General features: G+C 43.8%; 13 protein-coding genes. 5 read left to right on the top strand and 8 right to left on the bottom strand.

Features of this window, described 5'->3' with window-relative positions:
- Positions 1-258: 258 nt before the first annotated feature.
- The 7 genes from ACFQ21_RS09735 to ACFQ21_RS09705 all read right to left on the bottom strand — a co-directional run bounded on the left by ACFQ21_RS09735 (position 259) and on the right by ACFQ21_RS09705 (position 11,828).
- Positions 259-2,691 carry an ABC transporter permease gene (locus ACFQ21_RS09735; protein ID WP_377578395.1) on the bottom strand — a complete coding sequence of 811 codons (2,433 nt, stop codon included), beginning with the start codon at positions 2,689-2,691 and terminating at the stop codon, positions 259-261.
- Positions 2,692-2,822: 131 nt separating this feature from the next.
- The gene (locus ACFQ21_RS09730; RefSeq protein WP_377578393.1) at positions 2,823-4,508 is read right to left on the bottom strand and encodes a sodium:solute symporter; all 1,686 of its coding nucleotides are present in this window, start codon (positions 4,506-4,508) and stop codon (positions 2,823-2,825) included.
- Positions 4,509-4,654: 146 nt separating this feature from the next.
- Positions 4,655-7,174: a PIG-L family deacetylase gene (locus ACFQ21_RS09725; protein WP_377578391.1), complete on the bottom strand. Its 2,520-nt coding sequence runs from the start codon at positions 7,172-7,174 to the stop codon at positions 4,655-4,657.
- A 127-nt stretch (positions 7,175-7,301) separates the two neighbouring features.
- A complete protein-coding gene (locus tag ACFQ21_RS09720; protein WP_377578389.1) occupies positions 7,302-7,754 on the bottom strand; it encodes a hypothetical protein in 453 nt (150 codons plus the stop codon).
- A gap of 153 nt (positions 7,755-7,907) precedes the next feature.
- The gene (gene thyA, locus ACFQ21_RS09715; RefSeq protein ID WP_377578386.1) at positions 7,908-8,702 is read right to left on the bottom strand and encodes a thymidylate synthase; all 795 of its coding nucleotides are present in this window, start codon (positions 8,700-8,702) and stop codon (positions 7,908-7,910) included.
- A 90-nt stretch (positions 8,703-8,792) separates the two neighbouring features.
- Positions 8,793-10,838 (bottom strand): carboxy terminal-processing peptidase, encoded by a 2,046-nt coding sequence (locus tag ACFQ21_RS09710; RefSeq protein ID WP_377578383.1) that lies wholly within the window; start codon positions 10,836-10,838, stop codon positions 8,793-8,795.
- 99 nt (positions 10,839-10,937) lie between these two features.
- Entirely contained in the window at positions 10,938-11,828 is an 891-nt protein-coding gene (locus ACFQ21_RS09705; RefSeq protein WP_377578380.1) for a hypothetical protein, read from the bottom strand.
- 73 nt (positions 11,829-11,901) lie between these two features.
- Between ACFQ21_RS09705 and ACFQ21_RS09700 the strand changes: the two genes are divergently transcribed.
- From ACFQ21_RS09700 to ACFQ21_RS09690, 3 genes are all read left to right on the top strand, one after another.
- Positions 11,902-12,051: a hypothetical protein gene (locus tag ACFQ21_RS09700; protein ID WP_377578376.1), complete on the top strand. Its 150-nt coding sequence runs from the start codon at positions 11,902-11,904 to the stop codon at positions 12,049-12,051.
- Between the two features lie 201 nt (positions 12,052-12,252).
- Positions 12,253-12,504 (top strand): hypothetical protein, encoded by a 252-nt coding sequence (locus tag ACFQ21_RS09695; protein WP_377578373.1) that lies wholly within the window; start codon positions 12,253-12,255, stop codon positions 12,502-12,504.
- Between the two features lie 85 nt (positions 12,505-12,589).
- Entirely contained in the window at positions 12,590-12,742 is a 153-nt protein-coding gene (locus tag ACFQ21_RS09690; RefSeq protein ID WP_377578370.1) for a hypothetical protein, read from the top strand.
- Here ACFQ21_RS09690 and ACFQ21_RS09685 read toward each other — a convergent pair.
- A complete protein-coding gene (locus tag ACFQ21_RS09685) occupies positions 12,739-13,212 on the bottom strand; it encodes a pyrophosphohydrolase domain-containing protein (protein ID WP_377578367.1) in 474 nt (157 codons plus the stop codon). The genes ACFQ21_RS09690 and ACFQ21_RS09685 overlap by 4 nt on opposite strands.
- A 257-nt stretch (positions 13,213-13,469) precedes the next feature.
- On the opposite strand from ACFQ21_RS09685, the gene ACFQ21_RS09680 reads away from it, so the two are divergent.
- Both ACFQ21_RS09680 and ACFQ21_RS09675 read left to right on the top strand, forming a co-directional pair.
- Positions 13,470-13,808, top strand: coding sequence for a hypothetical protein (locus ACFQ21_RS09680; protein WP_377578364.1), 339 nt, complete (start codon positions 13,470-13,472; stop codon positions 13,806-13,808).
- Between the two features lie 133 nt (positions 13,809-13,941).
- Entirely contained in the window at positions 13,942-15,498 is a 1,557-nt protein-coding gene (locus ACFQ21_RS09675; RefSeq protein ID WP_377578361.1) for a SulP family inorganic anion transporter, read from the top strand.

Below are 15,498 nucleotides of genomic sequence, written 5' to 3'. Positions count from 1 at the left end.
CCCCCTTCAAAAAAACATTAGCACATAATCTGAATAAAAACCGGTGGTTGTGATTCGATATTAAACTAGCCTATAGTTATACGGTGGTTGATAAACAACGATCGAATCACATGCTGAAAGTAGATAAAAATATATCTATATACCCAACAACAAGGTGTAAAAAAATAAAAAATTTCTGTGAGCGGCTGGTGTCTAAACATATATAGGATGAACGTTATAACAGTCGTTCATCCTATATATAGTATAATTACTTCATCATCACTCGGTACGCAATGATTGTATCGGATTGGACAGTGATGCCTTCAATGCCTGGTAACTGACAGTAACGGTTACAATAAGGAATACACAAATGAAACTAAGTATATATGTTGCTACATCAATAGCAGTATGATACGTGAAATTCTGCAGCCATTTGTTCAGAAAATAATAAGACAACGGTACGGCTACTACAAAACCCGCCAGCAGCAACCACGCAAAGTCTCTATATATAAGATTAAGAATACTGGCAACACTTGCTCCGAGCACTTTGCGTACACCAATCTCTTTAAACTTGCGTTGCACCACGAATAGGACAAGTCCATATACTCCGAGACAGGAGATCAATATGGCGATAGCTGTAAACGACTGGATGATCTTGCCGAAGTTCTGATAATCCTGGTATTGCTGATCCAGTTGCTGATCGAGGAAGTTAAACTCGAACGTCTTTTCAGGAAACATGTTACTCCACTGATCGCGAAGTTTATCTATAGTTTGCTGCACGTTGGCGTTTTCAAATTTTATACTGAGCGTAGTAAACTGGTTGGGATTTAACTCGATCACCATGGAAGATATAGGCGCTGCAAGCGATGAGAAATGGAAGTCCTTTACCACACCAATCACTTTACCTTCTTTGCCTTCGCGGTTGATGGTTTTTCCCAGGGCTTTTTCCGGAGTGTCCCATTTGAATTCGGTCACAGCACTTTCGTTGACGATATAGGCTGATGCCTGATCGGTACCATAATCTTTTGAGAATGCGCGACCGGCGATAACATTCATATCATAGGTCTTCATGAAATCATAATCAACCGACATGTTCGCGATGAAGAGATTGTCCTCTTGCGTGAAGCCTTCCGGTATCGTGCCGCGATACGTAGCACCCAGACCGGGAGCGTTAGAAGAAAGAGCAGTGCCTTTTACACCGGTCTGATTTTCCACCAGGTCGCGGAAGGTTTGCAGTCGTACGGCAAATACGGAATCTTTACCGGCAAATATACCATTGAGGTTCTGGCTGAATAACGGCACCGTGATGACTTGTTCCTTCTGAAAACCGAGCGGGAGGTTGTTGAGATAACGAAGCTGCTTCATGATCATCAGTGAACCGATCAGCAACGTACAGGCTATCGCTAACTGAAATACCACGAGCACCTTCCGAAACAACTGACTTCCATAATTTACTTTATCGCCTTTGAGGGAGTTTACAGACTCGAACTGCGTAATGAAGTATGCCGGATATCCGCCCGCGAGCAGTGTTATCGATAGCAAGAGTATAAAAGAGATCGTGAGCAGGTATGCATCGGTTACCTGTCCGAAAACCAGTTGCTTGCCAGTGAAATCATTCAGCAGCGGCAATGTAGCATAGAATACTGCGAATGACAGCGCGAATGCAATGAGACAGAACAAAAAGCTTTCGGCCAGGAATTGGACAATAAGCTGATACTTGAGTGAACCTAAAATCTTGCGAATACCAATTTCCTTGATGCGTGTAAACGATTGTGCCGTGGAAAGGTTGATATAGTTTATACAGGCAATGAGAAGTGTAAGTATACCAACACCACCAAAGATATAAATGGTCGTCATGGAACTCGTGGACGATGGTTCTGCCAGCATGGTAGAACGTAAATGTATATCGGTAAGCGGCATCAAATTAAATACCTGCCCGACCAGGAAATTAGGCTGCGCATATTTCTTCAGAAAAGCCTGCATATTCTGATCAACGTTAGCAGGATCGGCACCGGGCTTGAGCAATATATAGGTATAGGAATGGCTGATGATAAAATTGACAGAGAGATTAAGGCGCATCACTTTTGCAGCCTGATCATTCTCGAGGTGATACATGCTTTCGTAAGGCACAAGCATATTGAAGCGGAGATGCGAGTTCTCCGGAAAATTCTTTACCACACCAATTACTTTAAAAGGATGCTTGCCTCCGAATACAAGCGACTCCCCGATCGGGTTCTGATCGCCAAAATATTTCACCGCCATCGCTTCGTTGATCAAAACCGTATTAGGCTCGGTTAACGCGTTCGCGGGATTACCTTTAACAAACTCGAACGTAAACATGTTCAGCAAGGTAGAGTCTGCAAAGTATATATCTGTCTCCTCGAACGATTCATTGCGTTCACCGCGCGATATACTTACGTTGCGTCCATACACACGCGCAGTCTCTTCTACTTCCGGAAAGAAATCTTTCATAGCCGGAGCAATAGGCGGTGGCGATGTCGCCAGCTTCAAACCGTTGGGTGCTGTATAAGCCAGCCGGTATAAGCGATCTGCTTTCTGGTGAAATGTATCGTAGCTTAACTCCGATCGTATATACGAAATGATGAGGAGCGATAACGCCAGTCCGCACGTCAACCCGATAAAGTTGATGAGCGAATACGTCTTATGCTTGAGGATGTTGCGTACTGCAGTTTTAAAAAAGTTACGAAGCATGGGGTTAGATTTTTAATACCTGAGGATAACGAAAAGCGTTCGTGAGGGATGTTCTTTTTATGAGAACAGCAAAACAGACGTGTCCAGCGGCTGCAGCCCTGGTAAATTACCGCGTCTGGCGGGAGAATGAATTATCGTGATTTGAAAAAAAACTGTATCAGCAACGCTGCCACAATCACGACAGCACACCCGATAAAGTTGTATAACAGAAAAGCAATGTCGGTATAGAAAAAGCAGTAAAGCACTACGCACTCCGCCACCAACGCGGCTATGAATACAGCATTGCCCTTTACATGCTTCACATAAAATGCCGTTAAAAATATACCCAGGATGGTGCCGTAAAAAAGCGACCCCACAATATTTACAAATTGAATAAGGTTCTCGGCAAATGTAGCCAGCATGGCAAAGACCATCGCCAGTATAGCCCACAAGGCTGTGAACCATCGCGATGCTGCGAGGTAGTGTGCAGCGTCTGCTTCCTTTTGTACAGCTCGCTTATATATATCTACCGTGGTAGTTGATGCCAGTGCATTCAACTCGCCCGCCATAGACGACATGGCTGCTGAAAACATTACCGCGAGCAACAGTCCTATAATTCCGTTTGGCAAATGATTCAGTACGAAGTTCAGAAATATATAGTCGCGATCCTGAGTTTTTGCTCCGGGGATAGCTTTCGCGATGGTAGCTTTAACCGAATCGCGTATCGTGGTTTCCTGCTGCGCGATGACTTTCACATTCTGGCTGTTCTTTTTTATACCGTCTTCATCATCCGCATGTATAGCATCTACGAGTTGATCGACCGATGCGCGTTTCTTCTGGTATAGATTCGTATAGTCTTGTTCGTATCCTTTCAGCACTTCGGCCTGTTCTGTTTTCAGCGCACGCTCCTTCAACACGGTGTTGTGAAATACGGGCGACTGATGAAAGAGATAAAATACAAATACCATGATACCTATAAAGAGAATCATGAACTGCATCGGGATTTTCAACAGCCCGTTGAACATAAGTCCTAACCGGCTCTCAGCAATGGAAGAACCACTGAGGTAACGCGCTACCTGCGATTGATCGGTTCCGAAATAGGACAGGAATAAAAATGTACCGGCTATAAGTCCTGACCATATATTATAGCGGTCGCTCAGGTTGAATTCCAGGTTCACCAGGTTCAGCTTGCCTAAACTTCCCGCCAATACAACGGTATCGCTAAACGACACATCCTTCGGGAGCATGCTATAGGCAAGAACACCTGCGAGGATCATACCGATCATGATCACTGCCATCTGCTGACGCTGCGTAAGACTCACAGCCTTTGTACCTCCGGATACTACATATATAATTACCAGCGAGCCGATAAGAATGGTAGTAACGGATGTAGGCCAGCCCAGAATGGTAGACAGAACCAGTGCCGGAGCAAACAACGTTATACCGGCCGAGAGTCCGCGAAGAATCAAAAATAGTATAGCCGCCAGTAGTCTTGTCTTCAGATCGAAGCGTGTCTCCAGGTATTCATACGCGGTATATACTTTCAGCTTATAATATATAGGCACCATGGTTACCGAGATGATGACCATGGCAATGGGTAATCCAAAATAGAATTGCAGAAAGCGCATGCCATCTTCAATGGCCTGCCCCGGTGTTGACAAAAATGTTATAGCACTGGCCTGTGTCGCCATGATGGATATACCGATCATCCACCACTTCATGGAGTTGTCGCCCTTCAGGTAGCCTTCAATGTTGCGTGCGCCTTTGGTTCGCCAGGTTCCGTAAAGCACGATAAATGCAATGGTTCCAAAGAGTATTACCCAATCCAGATAATTCATGCAAACGCGCGGGTTAACCAGTAATATAAAAATATTTGCACAACCATTACTCCGATAACAAGCCAGTACCAGTGCTGCCAGGAACTAAATATAGGGGGCTTCATTTGCGTGTTTACGTTGTTACGTGTTTGGGTGTGTACGTTTTGTTAGCCTTGTTTGTTTTTGCGTTTCTTGCGAACCTCGGGAACGGCTGCGCGTCTGGTGTTCAAGGACACGATATTGGCAAACAGTTTATAGGCTCCGGAAACTCCTTCTGGTAATTCGCGGAAGAATGACAGCGAGGTATATATATAGTAGCCTTCGCCATAGCGGGCTACCAGCAGGCTGCTTTCTTTTGGTTTTTCACCTTTGTCATTCATGGACAGGATTGCTTCGAAGTTATTGTCCCATTTATTCGGAAAATATAGTCCGCGTTCCTGTACCCAGCCATCAAAATCTTTCGCAGTAATCTTGTTGGGTATATTTACGAGCGGATGATCGGGTTTTAGAATTTTCACCTCGGCATCTTCCTCCGTTACGCGGTCGCGTGACAGCTCCAGCGGATACGGTGCAAAGTTTTTCGTGGTCAGGTCGCCATTGGTGTTATACTGTACTACGAGTGTTCCTCCTGCTTTTACATATTCCAGCAGCGCAGGCATAATATAGCCCATGCGTTTGTTGGTATTAATGGCGCGTACTCCCAGTACAACGGCATCCATCTGTTTCAGGTTAAGTAAGTTTACCTCTTCGTTCTTCATTTCAAGTACGGTATAGCCCATATAGCGCAATGCTGCCGGTATATCATCGCCTGCACCACGGATATAGCCAATGATCTTTCCATCTTTCTTCAGATCCATCCGCACAACTTTCGTTTCAGCTTTTGGTAAAAGTGTTTGTGTCGGGATGTGATCGTAGCTGATGGTCTGGAAGCTGTGATCGAATGATTCGTTGCCAATGACGGCTACTGCCTTCACCACCGTAGTTTCTTCTTTGGAAGACGGATATAACTGAAATGTTTTTGTCTGCTCCTGTCCACGCTCGGTTAATTCAAAAGGTATAGATTCCGGTTGTGTTTTCCAGCCTTGGGGTAAATCAAGGCGCAACGTACCGGATACACGCCCGTCACTGGCCGAGGTAACGGTGATGGTGATATCCTTCGGACTGGCATCGCTGAAGATTACTACGCTGCTGTTGGCATTTACAAATACAGGTGGTACAATTTCAAACGGACGTGCTTGTTCTCCTTTGGCAGGATCAGTCCATTTATAACGCAGCGGTCGTACTATGGTTAACGCCTCTCCTGCTATCGTAACATCCAATGTAAATTGTATAGCCGGGTCATTTTCCGGTTTACCAATGAGACTTTTATCCGTTACCGTAAACAGGCCCACTCCGTGATTTTCGGTTAACCAGTAAGGCGATGAGTAAGGCTTTGATTTACGCACTGCTTTTATATACCTGATGTTGGCTGGTATATTATTCTTCAACGCAAGCGACAGTGTTGAATCTATACCCAGGTCGCTCGCCTGTATGCGATTCACGGTAACATCTATACCGGAACGATTCACAAGCTCCAGTGATGTTGTTACCTGTTGCCCGGGCGCTACATAATATTTGTCGGCAGTAACATCCATGAAAAGTCCAAGGCAGTCGGCTATAAGCTGTTCCGTTTCGGCAAGCTTGCGTGTTTTCCATATACCCGGTTCAAGCTTTTGTATTTCCTTGCGCAATAACAATAGAATCTTTACGGTTGCCGATGGTTTCTCTCCGTCAAATTCAGCGATGGCTTTTGTAACGAGTGGCTGAATTTTATCACCACCTTTTACACGGCTCCAGGTTGTATTTATACCTTCGAGTATATTCTTCTCAGCCCGTGCACCTTTCATATACTCCAGGAACTCCGGCTGATCACCGCGTGTACCGCTGGAACCGAATCCCTGGCTCTTATGCTGACTGCGACTGATGGCTGCAATCTCCGTGTAAGACTGTCCTAACAAGGTGCTATACTCTCCAACGCGTAACGTTATTATACCGGGCGTATTTTCGTTGATGGTTGTATTCCACCATCTGCCGGTGTTGGTATATAAACGTTTGGGTTGCCAGGTTCCGAATTGTGCCACCTGATCAGCATATATATCTTTATTGGCAGCGAGATCAAAAGCTTCCTGTGCGAGTATAGCAGAGGCTGTGTGATGACCATGCCCTGCGCGCTCATCCGGAGGAAAACGTGTGATAATCACATCGGGTTGATACTGACGGAATACTGCTACTACGTCCGACAGTACTTCATCTTTATTCCAAATGCGAAAAGTCTCATCGGCAGACTTCGAGAATCCGAAGTCATTGGCACGTGTAAAGAATTGTTGTCCGCCATCAATGCGCCTGGCAGCGAGTAACTCTTGCGTGCGGATCAAACCAAGCTGATCACGGATTTCCGGTCCGATCAGATTCTGTCCGCCATCACCGCGGGTCAATGATAAATAACCAGTAGTCGTGAGATAGTCGTTCGAGAGATAGGTTATGATGCGCGTGTTCTCGTCATCGGGATGTGCCGCCATATATAGCACGGATGCGAGTACATTCAGTTTCTTTAATTTTAATTTTATCTGTGCGGCATCAGGTTGCCTGTTCTGCTGCGCAAAAATAAATGATGGCATCAGCAGAAGCACAAAAACACAAGTCCTCATGGTGGATGGTGGATATAGTTTTGTTGGTGCGAATTAACGCTAAAAAAATGAAAACCAACATCACTCATGCGATTGGGCGTGGCAGAAGATACATGAATGGCACCTGATGTTGCGAAACGATGGGCCGTTATACCTTACCACGCTTTTCATCGTTGATGAAGTATGAGCCATCTTCCTGGAAATGAATCACAATGCGACTCAAGGGCTTTTTGTCCTGTGATATAAATACAAGGGTATATTCGTGCTCGGTGACACGGCCTTTAATATCATCGGTATAGCCCATGTCCAGGTTTACAACGGTGCCTTCAACAGCTTTGCGTGTATATAGCAGCTGACCTTTGCTATTGATGATACGGATCTTGGTTTCGCCCGGTGCAAGCTTTAATACTTTCATACTGATGGTGAGATACGGTAATGGACCGGAGGTATTGGAAGCTGTTGAAGTATATACTTCGGATGTTTCTTTAACGCGTGTTCTGAATTTGAAATCGAGGTTGACCTCAAACTCATCTTTTGATTTAAAAGGAATATCTTCTGCAAAAGAAGACAGTACCAGCCAGAGTATGCACAGGGGTTTCATAGGAGTGTGTAGCTATGTTAAATATACGAAATTTAACTGCGGCAGACTTGTACTACTTCTAAAAAGATTGCGTGTATAAACGTCTTGTTGTACCACACGAACAGCATGCAGTACAACCTATACAATTGTTAAAATTCTGTTAACGATAAAAGCCTAGACTGCTATAGGAGCCTTGATGGATGGATGCGACTGGTAATTGCGTATCTCAAAATCTTCAAACGCATAGGCGAAGATTGATTCGGGTTTGCGTTTGATTACTAGTTCCGGCAATGCGTGCGGCTCACGCGATAACTGAAGTTTAGCTTGCTCGAGGTGATTGGTATATAAATGTACATCACCACCAGTCCACACAAATTCACCGGGCTGCAGATCACACTGCTGCGCAAACATATAGGTCATTAACGCATACGATGCAATGTTGAACGGAACACCTAAAAAGTAATCTGCACTGCGCTGGTATAGCTGACACGATAATTTACCATCGGCTACATAGAATTGAAACAGTGCATGACATGGAGGCAACGCCATCTTATCAACTTCAGCAGGGTTCCAGGCGGTAACGATGTGTCTGCGTGAATCCGGTTTCTGTTTGATCTGGTTGATTACTTGTGTGATCTGGTCGATGTGTCTGCCATCCGGTGCAGGCCAACTTCTCCACTGGCTTCCGTATACCGGACCGAGTTCTCCATTTTCATCAGCCCACTCGTCCCAGATAGTCACACCGTTATCGTTCAGATACTTGATGTTGGTATCGCCATTTAGAAACCAGAGTAATTCGTAAATGATAGATCGTAAGTGAAGCTTCTTGGTAGTAACAAGCGGGAAACCTTTTGATAGATCGAATCGAAGTTGTCTTCCGAATACGGATAATGTACCGGTGCCGGTGCGATCAGTTTTGCTTGCCCCGTTATCGAGGATGTCTTGCATCAGGTCGAGATACTGCTTCATAGGAATTTACAATCCCATGCAAGTACGGCACATGAAGTTACTTTCTCAAGCGTGTTGAGAAAATAACTTCATGAAGCTGTAACTGATTGATTAACCGATTTTTGTAATGATGAGATCGCCCAATACGAAGAGTCCTTCGCGCAGGTATTCATCGTCTAACTCCTTCAGATCAGACGTTGGTATTTCTTTGTTGGGAAGACTTGTGCTGAGTGAAGTACGTGAAGCTTTTTTCTTCTCTGCGTCTTCCATTTCTTTTTTACGCGCTACTTCATTCAACGATACCTTGGTATCACGGTAGCTCTGGCGAACTTCTTCCGTATCGTTTACAAATTGCGCCAGTGTTTTATCAGACTTCAGGCGTTCCTGGTATGACTTGTTCAGGTTCGCAATTACGCGATCGTTGATTACAGGAGTCTTCTGGAATAGTGTTCCTCTGATCTCATCCCACGGTAAAGCACTTGGGTTTGAGCTCTCACCAAACTGCTGAGGATCGAGTGCTGTGGGTAATTTTACATCGGGAGTAACACCTTTGTTCTGTGTGCTGCTTCCCGTAACGCGGTAGAATTTCTGGAAAGTAAGTTTCAATTCACCTACTTCATTATCCGGATCGTTGATGAAACGTTTCAGATCAATAACAGTCTGTACGGTTCCTTTACCGAATGTAGATTCACCCACTACAACACCGCGATGGTAGTCTTGTATAGCACCCGCAAATATCTCAGATGCTGATGCACTGAAGCGGTTGGTCAACACTACCAGTGGACCGTTATAGATAACTGCCGGGTTATCATCAGTCTGTACATCGATGCGATTCAGAGAGTTCTTCACTTGCACCACAGGACCTTCCTTGATAAACAAACCGGTAAGTTCGATCGCTTCGGTAAGAGAACCTCCTCCGTTGTTACGCAGGTCGAGCACAATGCCATCTACTTTTTCGTCTTGTAATTCTTTGATGAGACGTTTCACATCGCGCGATGTACTGGTATAATTCGGATCGCCTTTTTGATAGGCTTCAAAGTCCATGTAGAAACTTGGCAGTGTGATAACACCGAGGTTCATGTTCTTGCCATCTTTCTCGTAGTGCATAACACTCTTCTTGGCTTGCTGATCTTCCAGCTTTACTTTATCGCGTACGATTTGTATAGTCTTGGACGGGCCATTCACACCAGACTCTACCGGGAGTATCTGTAATTTTACGGTAGTGCCTTTCGGACCTTTGATAAGTTTTACAACATCGTCAATACGCCAGCCGATAACATCTACAATTTCACCTTTCTCACCCTGACCAACGCCAATGATGCGGTCGCCATTATGAATAAGATCGCTCTTGTGTGCAGGACCTCCTACGATAACTTCTGCTACTTTGGTATAGTCGTTTTCAGTTTGCAGTCTCGCTCCTATACCTTCCAGCGACAAGCTCATATTTTGCTTGAAGATATCGGCAGCTTTCGGTGACAGGTAGTTGGTATGGGGATCATACGACTCGGTGATGCTGTTCATATACAGACTGAAAACATCATCGCTGTTAAACTGAAGGATGGACTTTCTGAAACGATCGTAACGTTCTGTCAACATCTTCTCAATCTCGGCTTGTGTTTTTCCGGCAAGCTTAAGGCTGAGTGCCTGGCTCTTAATGATCTTTCTCCAGACTTCGTTGAGCTCTTGTTCGTTTTTGCACCACGGCTCTTTATCGCGATCTGTCTCGTAAAATTCGTTGGTTGTATAGTCGAACTTTTCCTTGATCAGGTTCTTGGATATATAGTCCATGCGTTCAACAAAACGTTTTCTGAACGCAGTATATATATCAAATGCTGCGTTTACGTTTTCAGCGCGCGTCATATCATCGATCACCAGACGATACTTTTCGAAAGTCGCGAGATCGGCTGACGTAAAGTACGTTTTGTTGTTGTCGAGGTTCTTGATATAGCTGTCGAGGATAACAGACGACAGCGAGTCGTTCAGTGTTATCTTCCGGTAGTGATTGTTATCCAATATATAGGTAACAACTTTCGCCTCTTTCCCAAAAACAGGTTTCGGCTTTAACTGCGTTGTGTCTGCAATGCCTCCAAAAAGAAAGCCGGGTACTAAAAGTACTGTACTGATAATCCCTGCAAAAAATGTTTTCTTCATCATCATCCCTTGTATTTTATTCCCTTTCTACTATTGCCGGCAAATCGTATGCCTTTCTTCATAACGTAAGAAAGGACGTTTACGATCATACTTCTATAAAAAAGTCTAGCCTCCTTTTTCGGAGTCATATTCATCCAAAAACTTCTGCGCCTGCTCAAGACTCTGAAACTCAAAGAATTTCTTACCTGAAACACTGGAGTGAATTTCTACGCGCACCATGTCAATATTTTTGTTCCGTTTAAAGGTATGGATACCTTCATTCCGGTAATCGTCAGCTTCTTTTGTCGAAATATTATAGGCAGTCGCACGAACAGATTTGCAGTATGAACACTGAAAGTGCTTAATCAATTCACCGGCTGCATCTTTACTTGGATGGCGGGTAATTTCTTCCTTAACAATCCGCATCGTGTAGAATCCGCAGCTATTGCATTTCAATGCCTGTAAATGGCCGGGATACTTGTCGATCTTTACTTCACCGCTTTTCTCGTCAATCCACACATCATAGTCGATCGAGAAAACATTTTCCTCCGCCTGCATACCTTCTTCCAGGTGTACATCTTCTTCTTCTTCGCTGAGTAACCTCATCTTGTTACCGGCTGCACTCGTACGCGGCATGAAGCGCCATTTACGAAGTTTACCGTTCAATACAGTCGGGTAGTAGTAATCCAGCACCAGTGCAGCTACATAAGCTACAAGCGTACCACCGGCAATCGACATAAAGAGCCTTACAAAAAACCATACCTCTACGGTGTGCAGTTTACCCATGCTATATAAGTTGATCAACAGCATAGCCGCCACAGCGAAGCAGAGGAATACTTTTTTGTAATTCTTAATTTCCTTTTGGTTGATATAGTCGTATTTCGCCTTGTAATCTTTTATGGTTGATATCCTTAGTTTGTGTAGCAGGTAGATTGCAATTCCGGCAGCAGTCATGATGATAGCACCTATGATCATGCAGAGATTCCATACTTCTAGAAAGGGGCTTTGTGTTTGCATTAAGTTCTGGTTTAGTACTTTACTTTTAAATATAAGGATTAAAACGATTTAGGAAATAAACATATTACAGAGCATGCTGTCAAAAACATTTTTTAAAATTCTGGCGCGCATCAATAAAGCCATTATACCTCGTTACAGCAAGCGGGACATTACACAATTGAGCAAATTTGATCAGGCGCTGATAGCGTATCGTTACTGGGTAACTAAAAATTCGTTGGACTAGAATAGTGATCTGTAACTTTAATTACTCATCAATTAGTGCCTGATTTTCAGTTAATTAAATTAAGTAATCTAATTTAATAGTGGATATTTCTCTGGATTCAGAATGGGATTTCTATGTCAAAAATATTTGTGCAATTTTACACAATATATATTAATATTTTATCTAAATAATACGTATTATTGTGTAATAATACACACAATTATGAACGACTACGAGCGCAAAAAGATAGAAACGGAGCTAAAGAATTTTACCTCCCGGAATTTTGAGAAGCCCACGGCCTGCAGAAATCTGGAGCAGATACGATTTTATGTACGCGAACTGTGTATGAAGATTGATGAGCTTGAAGGAAACTTTAACTATGTACCACAATGGGCGTATGCTCTATTGGCCCAGTACAACGCGCAGCAGAATTCGATTATACAATTAGAGTTCAGAAATTCGTACAACGGATGAGTAGTTTGGTATGCGGTATATACCCTCCCCTATCCCCTTGCAGTTCAGCTATATTTATACGGCTACAGCTAACACGTCCGGCCGTATGCAGTATCACCGCGTAAAGCCCGGACATAGTAAATTAAGAATCAGCAGAACGGAGTTCATCAAGGCCTATAACGAAGGCCAAATCCTGGCAATCAATCCCTTACAACAGCGTGGCCAGGATTCAGTCTTTCAATTTGAATTCTATATTTAAGCTTTGGTAACTATACCATCCAGATCAGCCGGGCTATAGTTTATTGATTTAATCGTCTTGTTATCAGACTTACGGTATACCAGCCATTTACCATCTTCCTGTTTATAATAACATTCAGTACCATCCTTCTTCAGATAGTGTTCAACAGTTGCTTTGGCTTCATCTTCTGTGCGACACGCTTTGCTCATATTCGAGCGCTGTACTTCCTCAAACAATGCACTGAACTTGTCTCCCAGACCAAACTCCAGTATAGCTCCGGAGAGTACATATTGAATATCGCATAGTGCATCAGCAACACTAACTATATCTTTCTCGAGTATAGCTACTTCAAGTTCTTTCAATTCCTCGGCGATTAGTGCTACACGAAGTTTGCATCGGTCTTCTCCCGGTATAGCGGGTTTATCGAGAATCGGATGTTTAAAAGTTTTGTGAAATTCGGCTACCAGGTTCAACGCATCAGGCTGTTTCATGTATTTCAGGTTTATTATAGTATAATCACGATGTATAGTTTCTGTTTACCAAAAGCCGGTTCACGTACCTTCTCTAAATTTTTAAGCTAAATTTAATACAGCTTCCGAACTGTTCTTTCTGGCATGTTTATCAGGCATTTGAAAGGTCAAAATGGGTTTAAACGCTTTTGATTTAACGCCCGAAGAACGTGAATCGAAACCAATTTTGAAAAAATAACGTACTTTTGACCTTGATGAAGGTATTTGCCAACATGGTTATGAAGAAAATAATGACGCTGTTTACAGTGATCATCTTTTTCAACATGAACTTCTTCCTGGCTGAAGTCGAAGCGCTTCAGTTATTGCAGAACCGGAAGATGATGGAAAATATCGCCAAACTTGTAGCCGGTGCAGCCAACGAAGAAGAAAAAGATATAGCAGGCTCCTGCTCTGAAGAAGGAAACCCGGTATCATCCGAGATTGATCTTCTGCTTACGCACCACATTCATCCTGAAACGTTTACCGTAGTAGCTCTCAATAAAGTTCACTGGATAAGTTCAAACACAAAACTGCTCACCCGAAGCAAAGAACTTTTCTGCCCCCCTCCCGAAGCCTGACCCGCTGACTCTTTAGCAATCTCTGGAACATAGCTTTCTCTCTCGTGTAAAGAAGGGAATGAACTGGAATTTTCTGTACACGCATTAGCGTCATCAGCAAGCATAACTTTTTATCAAGTCAATTATTTTTCAAATGCGAAATGTTTCAAACCCCTTCGGGAATTTTAAGTATGATATACCTGCCAGTATCGTTGTATTTCTGGTAGCCTTACCGTTGTGCCTGGGTATAGCACTGGCTTCTGGCGCTCCGCTGCTGTCAGGTCTTATAGCCGGTATTGTCGGTGGTATTGTTATCGGTTCACTCAGCGGCTCTAACCTGAGCGTGAGCGGACCAGCGGCTGGTTTAACAGCCATTGTTATTGCCGCCATTCATGATATAGGATCGTACCCGGCATTTTTACTGGCCGTTGTATTGGCTGGTATATTTCAATTTGTATTGGGAGTTCTTCGGGCCGGATCGATCGGGCACTTCTTCCCTGCCAGTGTTATTAAAGGAATGCTCTCGGCCATTGGTCTCATTCTCATTCTGAAGCAGATTCCTCATGCTTTGGGATATGACAAAGACTACGAAGGTGATGAATCGTTCATTCAGTCAGATGGCGAGAATACATTTTCAGAAATATTCTCTGCGTTAAATTACCTGTCTCCGGGAGCAATTATAATCTGCGTTTTATCCATCGCGATCCTGATCCTGTGGGATAAGCCGGCACTCAAGAGACACAAGTTCTTCCAGTTTGTTCCGGGACCTCTCGTTGCTGTGGTGTTGGGTGTTGTGCTAAATGTGCTGTTCAAATCTTCTCCTTCTCTTACGATTCAACAAGAGCACCTCGTGTCGCTGCCGGTGTCGAAAGACTTCAATGATTTTCTGGGCCTGTTCTCGTTCCCTGATTTTACACAGTTCGGAAATCCCAAGATCTATATCACAGCCATTACCATTGCCCTGGTAGCAAGTCTTGAAAGTCTGTTGAGTATTGAAGCGGCCGATAAGCTGGATGAATTCAAACGCATCACTCCGCTGAACCGTGAATTGAGAGCACAAGGTATTGGTAACTTTGTATCCGGACTTATCGGAGGGTTGCCTATCACTGCGGTAATCGTACGTTCATCGGCCAACATCAATTCCGGTGCGCGCACCAAGATGTCAACTATACTTCATGGCTCCATGCTCCTGCTGGCGATCGTACTTATTCCAGGTATATTAAACTTAATTCCATTCTCGGCACTGGCTGGTATACTGCTCATGACAGGGTATAAACTTACCAAGCCATCACTCTACAGAGAGATGTTCCGTAAAGGCTGGGACCAGTTCCTTCCTTTCATTGTTACCATTATTGCTATACTGTTAACCAACTTACTGGTGGGTATCTTTATCGGTATAGTTGTAGGTGTGTTCTTCGTGTTGAAAAGTAATTTTCACGAAGCTATATCTATTGTCAAGCACGAGGGTAATTACCTGCTGCGCCTCAACAAAGATGTATCATTCCTCAACAAAGCCGTGTTACGTCAGACATTTGAACGTATACCCGAAGGTGCCAACCTGATTATAGACGGAGGAAATTCGCAGTTTATTGATGCGGATATTATAGAGACCATCGAAGACTTTATACTTAACGCTCCAAGCAGGAACATACAAGTAGAAGTCAAGAAGACGTACTCATCATCAAGCGAATTTTTCCGGATACCTAACTAA

This window comes from Ohtaekwangia kribbensis, from assembly GCF_042676245.1.
GTDB lineage: Bacteria > Bacteroidota > Bacteroidia > Cytophagales > Cyclobacteriaceae > Ohtaekwangia > Ohtaekwangia kribbensis.
The sequence above is the reverse complement of the archived record's forward strand: the minus strand, read 5'-3'. Positions and strand labels throughout refer to the sequence as shown.